Annotated in this window: 9 protein-coding genes and 2 tRNA genes; 3 read left to right on the top strand and 8 right to left on the bottom strand. The window is 73.3% G+C overall.

All coding sequences use genetic code 11. From position 1 onward, the window contains the following. Nucleotides 1-530 precede the first annotated feature (530 nt). From HGB44_RS08050 to HGB44_RS08040, 3 genes are all read right to left on the bottom strand, one after another. Complete coding sequence (locus HGB44_RS08050) at nucleotides 531-2,141, bottom strand: glucuronyl esterase domain-containing protein (RefSeq protein WP_061078368.1); 1,611 nt, start codon at nucleotides 2,139-2,141, stop codon at nucleotides 531-533. Between the two features lie 553 nt (nucleotides 2,142-2,694). Next, nucleotides 2,695-2,767 (bottom strand) — tRNA-Asn (locus tag HGB44_RS08045). A 191-nt stretch (nucleotides 2,768-2,958) separates the two neighbouring features. Then, a tRNA-Asn gene (locus HGB44_RS08040) sits at nucleotides 2,959-3,031 on the bottom strand. Between the two features lie 155 nt (nucleotides 3,032-3,186). On the opposite strand from HGB44_RS08040, the gene HGB44_RS08035 reads away from it, so the two are divergent. Then, entirely contained in the window at nucleotides 3,187-3,528 is a 342-nt protein-coding gene (locus HGB44_RS08035) for a hypothetical protein (protein WP_061078367.1), read from the top strand. Further along, nucleotides 3,528-4,049 carry a hypothetical protein gene (locus tag HGB44_RS08030; RefSeq protein WP_061078366.1) on the top strand — a complete coding sequence of 174 codons (522 nt, stop codon included), beginning with the start codon at nucleotides 3,528-3,530 and terminating at the stop codon, nucleotides 4,047-4,049. Before HGB44_RS08035 ends, HGB44_RS08030 begins: the two co-directional genes overlap by 1 nt. Nucleotides 4,050-4,137: 88 nt before the next feature. On the opposite strand, the gene HGB44_RS08025 is transcribed toward HGB44_RS08030, so the two are convergent. The 5 genes from HGB44_RS08025 to dnaG form a co-directional block, all read right to left on the bottom strand. Continuing rightward, the gene (locus HGB44_RS08025) at nucleotides 4,138-5,031 is read right to left on the bottom strand and encodes an endo alpha-1,4 polygalactosaminidase (RefSeq protein ID WP_061078365.1); all 894 of its coding nucleotides are present in this window, start codon (nucleotides 5,029-5,031) and stop codon (nucleotides 4,138-4,140) included. A gap of 304 nt (nucleotides 5,032-5,335) precedes the next feature. Next, on the bottom strand, nucleotides 5,336-8,365 hold the full coding sequence (locus tag HGB44_RS08020) for an FAD-binding and (Fe-S)-binding domain-containing protein (RefSeq protein WP_061078416.1): 3,030 nt from the start codon (nucleotides 8,363-8,365) through the stop codon (nucleotides 5,336-5,338). Between the two features lie 181 nt (nucleotides 8,366-8,546). Then, on the bottom strand, nucleotides 8,547-9,866 hold the full coding sequence (locus HGB44_RS08015; protein ID WP_061078364.1) for a glycoside hydrolase family 18 protein: 1,320 nt from the start codon (nucleotides 9,864-9,866) through the stop codon (nucleotides 8,547-8,549). Nucleotides 9,867-10,142: 276 nt separating this feature from the next. Further along, a complete protein-coding gene (gene rpoD, locus HGB44_RS08010) occupies nucleotides 10,143-11,237 on the bottom strand; it encodes an RNA polymerase sigma factor RpoD (protein ID WP_061078363.1) in 1,095 nt (364 codons plus the stop codon). Between the two features lie 119 nt (nucleotides 11,238-11,356). Next, entirely contained in the window at nucleotides 11,357-13,228 is a 1,872-nt protein-coding gene (dnaG, locus tag HGB44_RS08005) for a DNA primase (RefSeq protein WP_061078362.1), read from the bottom strand. 229 nt (nucleotides 13,229-13,457) lie between these two features. Between dnaG and HGB44_RS08000 the strand changes: the two genes are divergently transcribed. Then, entirely contained in the window at nucleotides 13,458-14,630 is a 1,173-nt protein-coding gene (locus tag HGB44_RS08000; RefSeq protein ID WP_061078361.1) for a hypothetical protein, read from the top strand. The last annotated feature ends 9 nt before the right edge of the window (nucleotides 14,631-14,639 follow it).

Raw genomic sequence — 14,639 nt, 5'->3', positions numbered from 1 at the left:
GCCACCGCGCACACCCGGCCCCTCAGCCCAGGGGCCCCGACACCGAGCGGTCCCGTGTCCCGACCACGGGGACCGTCGGAGTGCCTCAGCGGCCCCGAACCGCTGGCGCGGGTGGTGGATGTCCGGCCGGGGAACCCGATCGCCCCGTCGCCGAGGATGGCGTCCGAGAGCACGGGCGCGGAACCGCTGTCGCTCCCCTCTCCGGTGAGCGGGTGCACGTCGCCCCCGGACCGTGGCCTCTCGGCCGCGCCTCCCCCGACAACCCGGGCCGCCGTCCCACCGGACCGCGAAGCTGGTCGGACCGGGCCCGGCGCCCACACGCGCGCCGTTGCCGTGTCACGCGCTGTGATGGAAGGGCGCCCCCTACCTGCGCCCACACTCGCCCCGACCGTCGAGCGTCCCGTCGGCACCGGCCGGCCAGGACCCGGCGCACGGGTCGTCCCCCGATCGTCCCCCACTCGTCCGCCGCTGTGCCCGCCCCGGCGGACGCAAGCGCGCCGGGGCGGGGTCTCATCGGGGTGCGGGAGGGGTCAGGGGCTGGTGCAGCTGATAGCGCTGGGTGCCGTGGAGGAATCTCCGGTGGCGACGAAGCCGAAGGTGACGGTGTCGTCGGCCGCGATGGCGCCGTTCCAGGGGGTGTTGCGCACCGTGACGGCTCCGCTGGTGCCGGTGCTCACCCCGTTCCAGATGTTGCCCACGGACTGCCCCGGGGCCAGGGTCATACTGACGCTCCAGCCGTCGAGCGTGCTGGCACCGTTGTTGCGGACCGACACCTCGCCCTGGAAACCGCCGGACCAGCTGTTGACCGTCCGGTAACCGGCCGTGCAGGCGCCGTCCGTGCCGCCGTCGTCACCGCCGCCGTCATCGTCGCCGCCGCCACCGTCGTCACCGCCGCCACCGTCGGCCAGGGCCGGGGTCCGCCAGTCCCTCCACTCGGACAGGTCGCCGGACCTGCCGGGCGCGACCCGGAACACGCCGGGGGCCCCGCCCGTCCCGTGCAGGAACGCCTCGATGCTCTGTCGCAGCGGGGCACGCCACTCGGGCCTGGTGGCGCAGTGGGTGCCGTCCTGGACGTCGGACCAGTAGCTGATGTTGTCCTGGGCGCCGAGCGCCTGGTAGACCTGCGCTCCGCCCAGGGCCGCCACGCTCCCGGACCGGGCGCCCAGCCAGTCGATGTGGGGGTTCTCCATGACGAACAGCCCGCGCGGCGCGATCATGCCCAGGATCTGGTGCGTGTCCACCGACAGCGTGCTCGGGTTGCCCGTGTGGGAACCGAAGGCGTCGCCCAGCCACGGCTGCTCGCCGTAGGCGCTGCTCAGGGGCTGGGCTCCGCTCTCCTGGGCGACCCCGCGGAAGACGGGGACCCCGCCGGTGCCCGACTCGATGGGCATGGTCAGATCGATGCGCTGGTCGAACGCGCCCGCCACGAGGGCGCCCTTGCCGTAGCGCGAGCACCCGGTGACGCCGGTCGCGTCCGCCCGGAGGACGCTGCCGCCCGACTGCTCGACGACGTCGATGATGCGGCTCGCGCCCCAGGCCCAGGCCATGAGCAGTCCCGTGCCGCTGGAGGAGCCGTAGATGTCGTAGAACGCACCCTGTTTGTTTCCTCGCGAAGTGCCCTCGGCCCCGACCGCGAAGGGATCGTAACTGATGACGGCGGCGCCCGCGGCGTTGATGGTGGCCGTGTCCGCCCCGAACCCGCCGTAGACGATGACGGCAGGGAAGGGTCCGGAACCGCTCGGCAGGTCCACCGACGCCGAGAAGCTGGTGCTGCGGCCCTGGTCCGTCACGTTCACGGTGATGCCGGACGAGGTGACCGTGCCCGTGACGCTGTCGGGCGGCGCGGGCTTCTCCCCGTAGACGGAGCTCTCCGCCAGTTCGTGGATCTCCGCCCGGCGGCACTCCCAGTCCTCCCGGGTGGAGACGCGGGTGCCGTCCAGCCTGGTGAAGGGGTCGGGGAGCAGGGGGTCGGCGGCCGAGGGGCCGGGGTCGGGCACCGCGCAGTCGGCGCCGTTGTGCTCGGCTGCGGGTTCGACCTGCGCGGCGGCGCCGGTCGGCGGGACGAGGATGGTGGCCAGGCTGGCCGCGGCCACGAGGGCTGTGGCCGCCCACACCCGGGATCGGTGGCGGTGGAAGCGCATGAGGACCTCCGGTGGGAGGGCGCGCGGTCGGCCGGAACGTCCCCCGCCGGATGGCGTCGGGTCGCGTACCCGCCGGTGCACGCCGGACGGGGGGTTGTGCCGGTCCGGCCCGACGGGAGCGCCGCCGCGCGTGCGGCGGCCGGGAGCAGCATGCGGACTTCCGGTGGGGGGTGGGGGTCGCGGGCCGGAACCAGCAGTGCGAGCCTCCATGGCAGGAAGAGCTTTCGGCTGTTTTCCAGTGGAGTAACGGAAGTTTTCCGGAAGGATCTCGGAAACGAGGTCCGAAGGTACGGTCCCGTGAGACAGCCGGGGCAGCTGGAAACTCCGGGGGCCTGGGGCCGCGAGCGCGAGTGTGCGAGGCAGTCGGGGCGGGTGGGGCCTTGGGGAATCCAGGGTCGCGAGAGCGCGAAGACAACCGACCGGAGCAAGAGCCGGGGAGCCCGCCCCGAAACGCCGCAGGGGCTCCTGACCGCCGGGGCTCCTGCGGAGCGAAAGGCCGGGCACGACGACGACAGGGCCCCTCCCCTGGTGGGGAAGGACCCTGTCCTTGCTGCTCCCGCGATTGGACTCGAACCAATAACCTGCCGGTTAACAGCCGGCTGCTCTGCCGATTGAGCTACGCGGGATCGCGCTGGCCCCAAGCCCGGGGGCTCGGCGACATCCCTTAGCCTAGCGCCTTCCGGAGGGTGCTCGCGACGGGTTTTCGCCTCCCGCACCGGCTCCGACCACCCGACCGACCACCCAGCCAACCACCCGGCCGGCCAGCCGCCCGAAAGGCCGAGGGCCCGCCGGATGCTTCCGACGGGCCCTCATGGTGCTCCCGCGATTGGACTCGAACCAATAACCTGCCGGTTAACAGCCGGCTGCTCTGCCGATTGAGCTACGCGGGATGGCATCCGCCCCACGGCCGGGCCGTGGCGACACATCAAGCGTAGCGTCCCCGCGGAGTGCTCGTGACCGGTGTCGGCATGTGTGGCGGAGTCGCGACGGGGTAACGTCGAGCACGGATCACGCCGATCGTCTCCAAAGGGTGAAGAGGTAGACCATGCGTTACCGGATCACGTTCGCCGCCGGACTCGCCATCGGTTACGTCCTGGGAACACGGGCGGGCAGGGCCCGCTACGAGCAGCTCGCGCGCACCGCGCGCAAGGTGGCCGACAGCCCGGTCGTCCAGGAGGTCGCCGGCCTGGTCGGCGCCCAGGTCAGCAACGCGGGCCGCACCGTCTACGACAAGGCCGTGGACAAGATGCCGGTCACGTCCGTGCGCGACTTCCTCGCGCGGCCCACCGACGAGGAGATCGAGCTCGTCGAGTGGGAGAACCACAGGTCCAACGGCACCCAGCCCCCGGAGGAGAACGGCTCCCCCGGCAACGGCGGGAACCGCTAGTGGCCCTGTTCTCCAGGGGCGTACCCGCGGCGCTGCGCGCCCGGCTGGAGCGGGGCGAGCGCGTGCTGGCCCACGCGCCCGTCGCCTCCCCCGCCGGGGAGGCGGCGCCCGTCCTGGCCGCCACCACGCGGGCCCTGCACCTGCCCGACGGGCGCGCGGTGCCCTGGCAGGACATCGACCGGGCCAGTTGGAGCCCCGACACCTTCACCTTCCTGGAGGAGGGCACGGGCGAGCACACGGTGCGGCTGCGCTCGGACCCGGGCACCGACGGGGTGGACTACCGCCGTCTGGCCGCGACCGTCTCCGAGCGGGTCACCGCGACGATCCTGGTCAACCGCTTCGTGCCCTTCCCCGACGCGGACTCCTCCACGGGTTTTCGCCTGGTGGCGCGGCGGCCGCCCGGCGGCGCCGACGTGGCCTGGCGCATCCACCTGGGCGAGGGGGTGGACCAGCGGGACCCGCGCCTGCCCGACGCCGTCTCCCGCGCCCTGGACGCCCTCCACGACCAGATGGGCGTGTGAGCCGCACCCGAGGGCCCCTCACGCCGTCCGGCCGGTGCCGGGCGGCCGAGGAGGCCCCGCACGCCCGGCACCGGCTGACCGGGACCGGTCAGCAGACGTCGAAGACGTAGTCCCCGTGCTCGGGGCCGACCAGGTCCAGGTCGCGCAGGATCATCCGGGAGGGCGCGCCCGGAGCCGCGCAGGCCTCCTCGAAGGTCATCCCCTCCTCCTCCAGCGCGTGGGGGTACTCCACCGCCAGGACGGCGTCGCCGTAGACGTCGGTGTAGGCCTCGCACTCGTTCCACACCGCGCACTCCTCCGTCATCGCGAAGTCGAAGCCGACCTCCTCCCTGGCGCGCTCGGTGACCTCGGCGGAGTTCTTTTGGCCCGCGGCCATGCCGTGTCCGTGCGTGAGCCCGACCAGCTCGGCGGCCAGCGCGAGGTTGTCGTCGACCGTGAGCAGACCCCGGGAGCGCAGGTCCGAGTCCAGGTTGTCGAACTCGACCGCGTCGAAGCCCCTGTCCGCGCAGGCGGCGACGGTCTCGGCGAGGATGTCGGCGATGTCGGAGCGCTTGTCCTCGGTGGAGGTGTCCAGGAGGCGCTCGTCGGGCCAGTCCTCGTCGACGACGGGCTCGCCCGAGGCGTCGCGCAGGATCAGGTCCGGGTGCTCCTCCAGCCACCACTCCAGGTCGCCGGGCTGGGTCTGGAAGCCGTTGACGTAGCAGACGGAGTACATTCCCTCCGCCGGTTCGGAGGTGGAGTCGCGCACCACCGTGCCGACGCCCGGGGGCGGGGCGTAGGAGGCGCCGAGCTGGTAGTCGAACGTTCCCTCGGGGAAGCCGTCGAAGGCGGCCGCGGCCGCCTCGGAGGCGGTGTCCGAGGTGTCCGAGGTGTCCGAGGTGGAGGAGGCGAGTTCGTCGCCGCCGCCCTGGCTCGCGCAGCCCGCGGCCAGGAGCGCCGCCAGGCCGACGGCGACGGCGCGGAGCCCGGTGGGTGTGGACATGGAGGAACCCCGTTCTGCGGCGGTGGGGTGGCCCGCCGCCTGGTGGTCGGCGGTCCCGCCGCACGGGCGGGACGACGCCTACGGTAGGTGCTCGCGCCCGGTGCGGGGCCCGGTCCGCGGGGCGCGGAGGGGGTCACGGGCGCGGCCCGCGCCGGAACGCACGGTCACCCTAGCCACGGTCGCGGTCCGGCGAAAGGCCCGGTCTCTCGGCCACCGACCGGACGCGTCCCCGGGTCGGCCCGGAACTGCGGGAACTCCCCGGGGATGTCGGCAGGGTCACACGCTTCCCACGACACGACAGGAGTCACACGCGGTCGGGGTGTCCTGCGGACTTTCGCGCGTCGCGTTCCGCCAGCCCCCGCGCGAGCACCTCGGCCAGGTGCAGCGCCCTGCGGCCCGCCCCCTGTTCGATCTGGGTGCGGCAGCTGTAGCCGTCGGCCAGCACCAGCGTGTCGGGGGAGGCGCCGCGCACCCGGGGCAGCAGTTCGCGCTCGCCGATGGCCGCGGACACCTCGTAGTGGCCCTCGGTGAACCCGAAGTCGCCCGCCAGTCCGCAGCAGCCCGAGTCCAGCACCTCGCCGTCGATCCCCGCGCGGGCGATCAGCTCGCGGTCGGCCTCGAAGCCGATCACCGCGTGCTGGTGGCAGTGCACCTGCGCCAGGGCCGAGGCCGCGATCCGGGGCGGCCGCCAGTCGGGCGCGTACTCGTTGAGGAAGCCCGCGAGCGTGTGCACGGACGCGGCCACCCGCTCACTCCGCTCTCCCGGGAGCAGCTCGACCAGGTCGTGGCGCAGCGCGGCGGTGCAGCTGGGCTCCAGGCCCACCACGGGCAGCCCCTCCTCCACCAGCGGCTCCAGCGCCCGCACCGCGCGGCGCATCACCGCGCGGGCGGTGTCCAGCTGCCCTGTGGACACCCACGTCAGGCCGCAGCACACCTGCCCCCGGGGCAGCACCACGGTGAACCCGGCGTCCTCCAGCACGCGCACGGCGGCCGCGGGCACGTTCGGGTTGAGGTGGTTGCCGAAGGTGTCCGGCCACAGCACCACCCTCGGTCCGCCGACGCGGGCCTGCCCGCGCGCGGCGCGGCGCCGGAACGCGCGGGTGAAGGTGGTGCGGGCGAACGAGGGCAGGTCGCGCTGGGCGGCCACCCCCGCGACCCTCTTGGCCAGGCGCGACACCCCCGGCAGCCGGGCGGCGCGGTTGGCCTCGGCCGGGGCGAGCGAGGCCAGGCGCGCCCAGAGGGGCAGCCAGCCCATGGAGTAGTGGGCGGCCGGGCGCACCCTGCCCCGGTAGTGCTGGTGCAGGAACTCGGCCTTGTAGGAGGCCATGTCCACGTTGACCGGGCAGTCGCTCAGGCAGCCCTTGCAGGACAGGCACAGGTCCAGGCTCTCGCGCACCTCCTCCGAGCGCCAGCCGTCGGTGATGACGTCGCCGCTGGCCATCTCGAACAGCAGGTGGGCACGGCCGCGGGTGGAGTGCTTCTCCTCCTGGGTGACCTGGTAGCTGGGGCACATGACGCCCGGCCCCTCCTGACGGCGGCACTTGCCCACCCCGGAGCAGCGGCGCAGCGCCTTGGCGAGGTCGCCGTCGTCCTCGCGGTAGGCCAGTTCGGCCCGCGAGAGCAGCGGCAGCACCGGGCCGGACCGCTCCGGAGGCGTCGTTCGGGGGCTGTGGGACGCGGTGGCAGGCCCGGGGACGGAGGGACCGGAACCGGTGGGGCCGGGAACGGCGGCCACCCGGACGTCGGCGTCCAGGGGCAGCGGGTCGACGATGATGCCGGGGTTCATGAGGCCCGCCGGGTCCCAGATCCGCTTGAACTCGCCGAATGCGCGGATGAGGGAGGCCGGGTACATGCGGGCCAGGAGCTCCGAGCGCGCCTGGCCGTCGCCGTGCTCGCCCGACAGGGAGCCGCCGTGCCGGACCACGGTGTCGGCGGCCTCCTCCATGAACTCCCGGTACTCGCGGCGTCCCCGCTCGGTGGTGAGCTCGAAGTCGATGCGCACGTGCAGGCAGCCGTCGCCGAAGTGGCCGTAGACCACGCCGAAGCGGCCGTGGCGCTCCATGAGCGCCTCGAAGTCGCGCAGGTAGCCGCCCAGGTTCTCGGGCGGCACCGCGGCGTCCTCCCAGCCCGACCAGGCCTCGGACCCGGAGGGCGTGCGCTGGGTGAGCCCTGCGCCCTCCTCACGGATGCGCCAGAGCGCCTTCTGGTGGGCGGGGTCGGAGACGACGAGGGCGTCGCTGGGGCAGGAGGCGCCCGACAGGGCGGCGAGCATGCCCTCCGCGGCGTCGGCGGCGTCCGCGGGATCCTTCCCGGCGACCTCCACCAGGAGCCAGGCGCCGCCCTCGGGCAGCGGCACGCGCGAGCCGGAGCCGAACCGGTCCAGGGAGGCGACCATGCGGTGGTTGATGCCCTCGACGGTGAGCGGGCGGTGGCCGAGCAGGTCGGGGACGGCGTCGGCGGCCGCGGGTGCGTCGGGGTAGCCGAGGACGGCCAGGGCTCGGGCGGGCGGCGACTCGACCAGGCGCACGGTGGCACCGAGGACGAACACGCAGGTGCCCTCGGTGCCCACGAGGGCGGCGGCGACGTCGCGTCCCTTCTCCGGCAGCAGGCGGTCCAGGGAGTAGCCGGACACGCGGCGGCGGAAGTCGGGCATCGCGGTGCGCAGCTCGGCTCGGTGGGCGTCCACGAGGCGGGCGAGGGCGGCGTGGATCTCGCCCTCGCGTCCTGGGCGCGCGGCCAGGGCGCGGTGCTCCTCGTCGCCTCCGCCGGAGCCGACGGTGAGCCGGGTCCCGTCGCTGAGCAGCACGTCGAGGGAGACGATGTTGTCGGCGGTGGTGCCCCAGGCGACCGAGTGGGAGCCGCAGGCGTTGTTGCCGACCATGCCGCCCACGGTGCAGCGGCTGTGGGTGGAGGGGTCGGGGGCGAAGGTGAGCCCGTACTCGGCGGCGGCGCGGCGCAGGTCGTCGAGGATGACGCCGGGCTGCACGGTGGCGGTGCGCGCCACGGGGTCGATGCCCTCGATGGCGCGCAGGTGGCGGGAGGTGTCGATGACGACGCCGGTGCCGATGGCGTTGCCCGCGATGGAGGTGCCGCCGCCCCGGGGGACGATCGCCACCCCGTGCTCTGCGCAGGCGCGGACCGCCGCCACGCAGTCCTCGACGGTCTCGGGGACGACCACGGCGAGCGGGACGCGGCGGTAGTTGGAGGCGTCGGAGGTGTAGAGGGCGCGTGTCCCCGCGTCGAAGGCGACCGTGCCCCGGACGCGGCTCTCCAGGTCTCGGCGCAGGGCGGCGACGTCGGTTCGGGCTGTGGTGCTGCTGTGCGGGTCGGCCATGGTGCCAGCGTGGCGGCTGCGGCCGCGGCGCCGCAAGCGTGCCGCGCTGCCCGACCGCACTGCCCGGACGCGCCGTCCGGAGCCGGGCGCCCGCCCCTCCCGGGTCCGCCGCCCGGACCGCCGCGGGCCCGGGGGCCGGGCTCCTCCCCGGGGCCGGTGTCCGCGCCTGGCGCCCCGGGGCTCAGCCCCCGAGGGACTCGTCCATGGCCCGCACCAGCTCACCGCGGGGGTCCATGTCCAGGTTCCACACCATGAGCCCGCCCAGCCCCTGTTCGAGCACGTACTCGCCCTTGAGGCGGATCACCTCGGGGTTGTCGTAGGTCCACCACTCGTCGCCGTCCAGGACCCAGTAGGCGCCCGCCTCCTCGTCCAGGGCGCGGGGGCCTCCGATCTCCTGGAGTTCGGAGAAGGCCATGGTCGGGCCGTCGTAGCGGTCCTCCGCGGGCCCCGCGACCGGCTGCCCCGGCCCGGGTTCGGAGGGGTCCTCCAGCTGCCAGCCCCGACCGAAGGCCGGAACGCCCATCACGAGCCGGTCCGGGGGCGCGCCCAGGTCCACGTAGCGCCGCACGGCCCGGTCGACGCTGTTGGCGTCGGCGTCGGAGGTGTACAGGTTGGAGTGGTAGGCGGTCCGCCCGCTCCACGGACCGGCGAAGTCGTAGCCCTGCACGGTGGCGAAGTCCAGGTGCTCGAAGACCCGCGCGTCGTAGGCCTCGCTGGCCGCGGCGCCGCCGGGCAGCGACGCGGACAGGACGTACTCCTCGCCGGTCTCCCGGGACAGCGCGTCCATCTGGCGGCGGAACTCGGCCACCAGGAGGGTGAAGTTGGCCGCGTCGTCGGGGTGCTCCACGTTGTCCGGGTGGCCCGCTCCCCCGGGCCACTCCCAGTCCAGGTCGATGCCGTCGAAGATCCCTGCGGCCACCCCGTCGCCGCCCTGCGGCTCGCCCTCGAACACCGGCAGGTCGCCGCGCAGCCACAGGTCCAGGCAGGAGGACACGAAGGCCTCCCGGGACTCGGGGGTGCGGGCCGCGGTGGAGAAGTGCGTGGACCAGTTCCAGCCGCCCAGGGACAGGCTGGCCCTCAGGTGGGGATGCCTCTCCTGGAGCTGGCGCAGCTGGTTGAGGCTGCCCGCGAGCTCCTGCTCGTACTCGTCGGCCTGCCCGCTGACGCTCTGGTCCGCGTCGTAGCGGCGCTGGTACAGCTCCCAGGGCTGGTCGTGGGTGCCCGGGACGTGGCACAGGCCCTCGGCGCTGATGTCGCCGAACGCCCACATCAGGCGGGTCAGGTGCTCGGGGGCTCCGCTGTCCTCCAGCTCCTTGACGGTGTAGCCGCGGTTGGCCACGTTCCAGTCGGCGAAGTACCCGAGCCGCTCGGGGTTCCTTCCGGTCGCGGTCACGAAGACCCCCGTGATCAGCACTGCGGCGGCCACGACCGCACCCAGGACGAGCAGGGGGCGGCGCCGCGGGGGCGGTGCGTCGCCCGGCGGGGCTGGCGTGGCTCTCACTCCTACGACGTTAGACGCCGGGCGCGCCGGATACGGCGGGTCGACACCAGGTCGGCCACATCAGGCCGACCGTCCGACGGACGGGAACCCTGGGGGCGGCCCACGCGTTGGTGGTGACCGCCGTCCCATGCACCGTGACCCTGTACCTATGGCGAGGTTCGTTGCGACAGACACTAGGAACCACCGCGCCCAACCTCGCCATGGGTACAAGGTCATCCCGTGTCAGGACCCCTCGGTTCCGGCCGGGCCGGACTCAGCGCCTGCAGCCGGACGCTCTCAGTCGGTGCGGATGAAGTCGCGCAGGCTCCCGGCCCGCGAGGGGTGGCGGAGCTTGGCCAGGGTCTTGGCCTCGATCTGGCGGATGCGCTCACGGGTCACCCCGAACTCGCGCCCCACCTCCTCCAGCGTGTGCGGGTGGCCGTCGGCCATCCCGAAGCGCAGCCGGATGATGCGCCGTTCACGGTCGGACAGGCCGCCGAGGATGGCCCCCAGCTGCTCCTGGAGGACGGTGAAGGCCGCCGCCTCGACCGGGGCGACCGCGTCGGCGTCCTCGATGAAGTCGCCGAAGTCGGACTCCTCCTCGCCGATCGGCGACTGGAGCGAGACGGGCTCGCGGGCGATCCGCTGGATCTCCAGGACGCGCTGGCCGACGAACCCGGCCGCCGAGGAGATCTCCTCGACGCTGGGTTCGCGGCCGAGCTGCTGGTGCAGCTGGTGCTGGACCCGGACGACCTTGTTGATCGTCTCGACCATGTGCACGGGGATGCGGATCGTGCGCGCCTGGTCGGCGATCGCCCGCGTGATGGCCTGGCGGATCCACCACGTCGCGTAGGTGGAGAACTTGAAGCCCTTGCCGTAGTCGAACTTCTCGACGGCCCGGATCAGGCCGAGGTTGCCCTCCTGGACCAGGTCGAGCAGGAGCAGGCCGCGGCCCATGTACCTCTTGGCGATGGACACCACGAGGCGCAGGTTGGCCTCGATCAGGCGCCTCTTCGCCCGCCGCCCCTCCTCGACCAGGCAGGCCAGCTCCTCCGCGGTGCGCACGCCCTCGGCGGGCGCGCAGTGCTGCGCGTAGAGGCCGACCTCGATCGCCTTGGCCAGTTCGACCTCCTGCTCGGCGCTCAGCAGCGGCACCCGGCCGATCTCGCGCAGGTAGAGGCGGACCAGGTCCGACCCGGAGCGCCTGCCGCCGTCGGCGACGGGGCCGGTGTCCTCGGGAGCGGTGTCGTCGGGGCCCGAGACCTCCACGCCGATCCGGGCGAGGTGGGCGACCGCCTGGTCCAGGTAGTCCGGGGGCGCGTCCAGCCGGTCCAGGGCCGAGGCGACCTCGCCGCGGCTGACCGACCCCGTTTCGGGGAGCAGCCGGACCACCTGTCGAATGGACGGATTTTCGTTGGTCACAACTGTTGGAGCCACCCGCCCATTGTGCCCTTTCGGGTACCTCGGAAGGGAGAACTACTATTGTCACCCCGGTGCTACATACCGCCCCGTCACATCTCCTGGAGAGCGCGTTTTTGCTGTTGGAGCGCCATGAGTTCGGTCAGCAGACGCTGTTGTTCCTCCACCTGGGGAGTTCCCTCCAGGCGGGACAGTTCCGATCTCAGGTTTGACTCGCGCCGGTTGATGGAATGAGTCTTGATTGTGCCCAGTATTTGCCGGGCGTAATGCTCGTCGAGTTCTCCGTAGAACTCCAGCTGTTCCACCACCAAACGGGTGAGGAAATCACGCTGCGTGTCATTGGGGGCGGCCTCGCGCAGGCCGTTCACCCACGCGGCGGGGTCGTGCGCGGCGGCCACCCCGCCCGCGGCGGTGATGAGCTTGAGCACGGCCCTGTGCTGGGGGACGGTGAAGTCCTCCTCGGTGAACGCGTCGAAGCCCACGGCCAGCGAGGGGAACTGCAGGGCGATCTTGAGCGCCTGGCGCTCGCGCTGCACGGAGGGGTCGCCCACGTCGTAGGGGGCCTCCTGCGCGTCCGGGGTGGGCACGGGCCGCGCGGGGGCCGTCCGCGGCCCGGGGCCGCGGCCCCGGGCCGCGCGCATGTGCTGGTTGACCCGGCGCAGCACGAAGGCCTCGTCCAGGATGCCGATCCAGCGGTCCAGGTTCCTGCCGTAGTCGCGGCGCACGCCCTCGTCGCGGATGCTGGCGACCACCGGGGCGGCCGCGTCCAGGGCTGCCATCCTGCCCTCGGGGGTGGACAGGTCGTAGCTCTCCATGACGTTGCGGATCATGAACTCGTACAGCGGGGCGGCGTCCTTGACGAGGTCGACCACGGCCTGCGGCCCCTGCTGGAGGCGCAGGTCACAGGGGTCGAGCCCGTCGGGCTGCACGGCGACGAAGGTCTCGGAGGCGAACCCGTGCTCCTCGGCGAAGGCGCGCACGGCGGCCTTCTGGCCCGCCTTGTCGCCGTCGAAGGTGAACACGACCTTGCCGCTCTGGTTGGTGCGGCCCAGCAGCATGCGGCGCAGGATCTTGACGTGGTCCTCGCCGAAGGAGGTGCCGCAGGTGGCCACGGCGGTGTCCTCTCCGGCGAGGTGGCAGGCCATGACGTCGGTGTAGCCCTCGACGATGACCGCCTTGCCCTCCCGGGCGATGTTGCGCTTGGCCAGGTCGAGCCCGTACAGCAGCCGTCCCTTGTGGAAGACGGGGCTCTCGGGGGAGTTGAGGTACTTGGGCCCGTCCTCCTCGGGGTCGAGCTTGCGGGCGCCGAAGCCGACCACCTCGCCGGTGACCTCGCGGATGGGCCACAGCAGCCGGTTGCGGAAGCGGTCGTAGGCGCCGCGCCGTCCCTGGCTGGCCAGGCCGCCCTCGACGAGCTCTGCGTCGGTGAAGCCCTTGCGGCGCAGGTGCGCGGTGAGGTTCTCCCATCCTGCGGGGGCGTAGCCGAGGCCGAAGTGCTCGGCGTGCGTGCGGTTGAACCCGCGCTCGTCCAGGAAGCGCCGGGCGGTGACCGCGCCCGGGGAGAGGAGCTGCTCGGCGTAGAACTCGGCGGCGGCGCGGTGGGCGTCGAGCATGCGCTGGCGCTTGCCCGTGTCGTGCCTGGCGGCGCTGCGGCCGCCCTCCTCGTAGCGCAGGGTGATGCCGACCTGGCGGGCGAGCGTCTCGACGGCCTCGGTGAAGCTGAGGCTGTCGATCCTCTGGAGGAAGGAGATGGTGTCCCCGCCCTCTCCGCAGCCGAAGCAGTACCAAAGGTTTTTGGAGGGGGTGACGTTGAAGGAGGGGGACTTCTCGTCGTGGAAGGGGCACAGTCCCTTCAGCGACCCGCCCCCGGCGTTGCGGAGCTGGAGGTACTCGCCGATCACGTCGGCGATGGGCGCGCGCTCGCGTACGAGGGCGATGTCTTCGTCTCTGATCCGGCCTGCCACGGTCTCCAGGGTAGTTCGCTCCGCCGACGTCGCGACCGCCGTCCGCGGCCCCTCCCCGGGCCGCCCGCACCCGCGCCGCGAGGGCGCCCGTCCCACACCGCGAAGGCGCCAGCGCCCGGGGTTCCCCGTCGCGCCACCGGACGGCCACCTGACGGTCGGCTCCGCGCCGGTGGACCCTGGGACCATCGGGCTCCCCCGATGATCGGTTCCCCGAGGAGGCTCGGCACAGGTGCGCGGACTCCCCCACACGTCCGGCCGCGGCGCTTTCTGGTTCGTCGTGGTCGCCTCGGTCCTCGCGGTGGTCCTGGCCGTGGCGCTCGGCTTCGTTGTGGTCAACCGCCTGACCGGCGGCGGCACGGCCCTCGTGGAGGGTGTGGTGGGCTCCGAGAAGGTGGAGCTGTTCGAGGACGAGCGGGTCGTGGAGCGCTTCGCCGAACTCGGGTACGAGGTGCGGGTGCGACCCCGGGGCTCGCGCCTGATGGCCGAGGACGCAGAGGGAGCCGACTTCGTCTCCCCCGGTTCGGGCCCGGCCTCCGAGCACGTGCGCGAGCGGCACGGGATCTCCACCGAGTACCGGCCCTTCAGCACCCCGATGGTCCTGCTGAGCTACCAGCCGATGGTGGACGCCCTGGAGGGCGCCGGTGTCGCCGAACAGTCCGAGGACGGCACGTGGTCGCTGGACCTGGCCGCCTACCTGGAGCTGACCGAGGAGCGCACCCGCTGGCGGGACCTGCCCGGGGACGCGGTCAGCTCCAGCAACCGCAACGAGGTGCTGGTGCGCACCACCGACCCGCGCACCTCCAACTCGGCGGCGATGCACGTGGCGGCCCTGTCCTACCTGCTCAACGGCGAGGAGGTGGTCGCGCCGGGCGCGGTGGACGAGGAGCTCACCGGGACGCTGTCGCGCCTGTTCCTCTCCCAGGGCCAGCCGCCGGAGTCCTCCCAGCAGCCCTTCGACCAGTACCGCGACCTGGGGGCCGGGCACACGCCGCTGCTGTGGGCCTACGAGGCGCAGTACGTGAACGCGATGGTCAACGGGCCCGCGCTCGCCGACGACGCGGTGGTGCTCTACCCGGGACCGACCGTGTACGCGGTGCACACCGTCGTGCCGTTCACGGAGGCGGGCGACGCGGTCGGCCGCCTGCTCACCGAGGACCCGGGGCTGCAGGAGCTGGCCGCGACGCACGGGTTCCGCACCGAGGGCGGCGCCCAGTTCGAGGACCTGGTGGCCGAGCACGGGCTGCCGGTGCGCGTCCGGGTGGGAGACGTGGTGAACACGCCCACCTACGAGGTCCTGGAGACCCTGCTGACGGGGATCGAGGACTCCTACACCAGCAACGGGGTGCGCCCGCCCGCCCCCGACGCGTCGGTACGCGACGGCGGCGCCGGAGGCGGGGGCTAGGGCATGGCG

The sequence above is a fragment of the Nocardiopsis alborubida genome, from assembly GCF_012396365.1.
Lineage (GTDB): Bacteria > Actinomycetota > Actinomycetes > Streptosporangiales > Streptosporangiaceae > Nocardiopsis > Nocardiopsis alborubida.
This window is presented reverse-complemented; position numbering and strand designations above follow the sequence as displayed.

Coding starts and splice junctions, on each gene's coding strand:
- HGB44_RS08025 (WP_061078365.1), bottom strand. CDS start 5,031: ATGTCCACACCCACCGGGCTCCGCGCCGTCGCCGTCGGCCTGGCGGCG.
- HGB44_RS08035 (WP_061078367.1), top strand. CDS start 3,187: ATGCGTTACCGGATCACGTTCGCCGCCGGACTCGCCATCGGTTACGTC.
- HGB44_RS08020 (WP_061078416.1), bottom strand. CDS start 8,365: ATGGCCGACCCGCACAGCAGCACCACAGCCCGAACCGACGTCGCCGCC.
- HGB44_RS08050 (WP_061078368.1), bottom strand. CDS start 2,141: ATGCGCTTCCACCGCCACCGATCCCGGGTGTGGGCGGCCACAGCCCTC.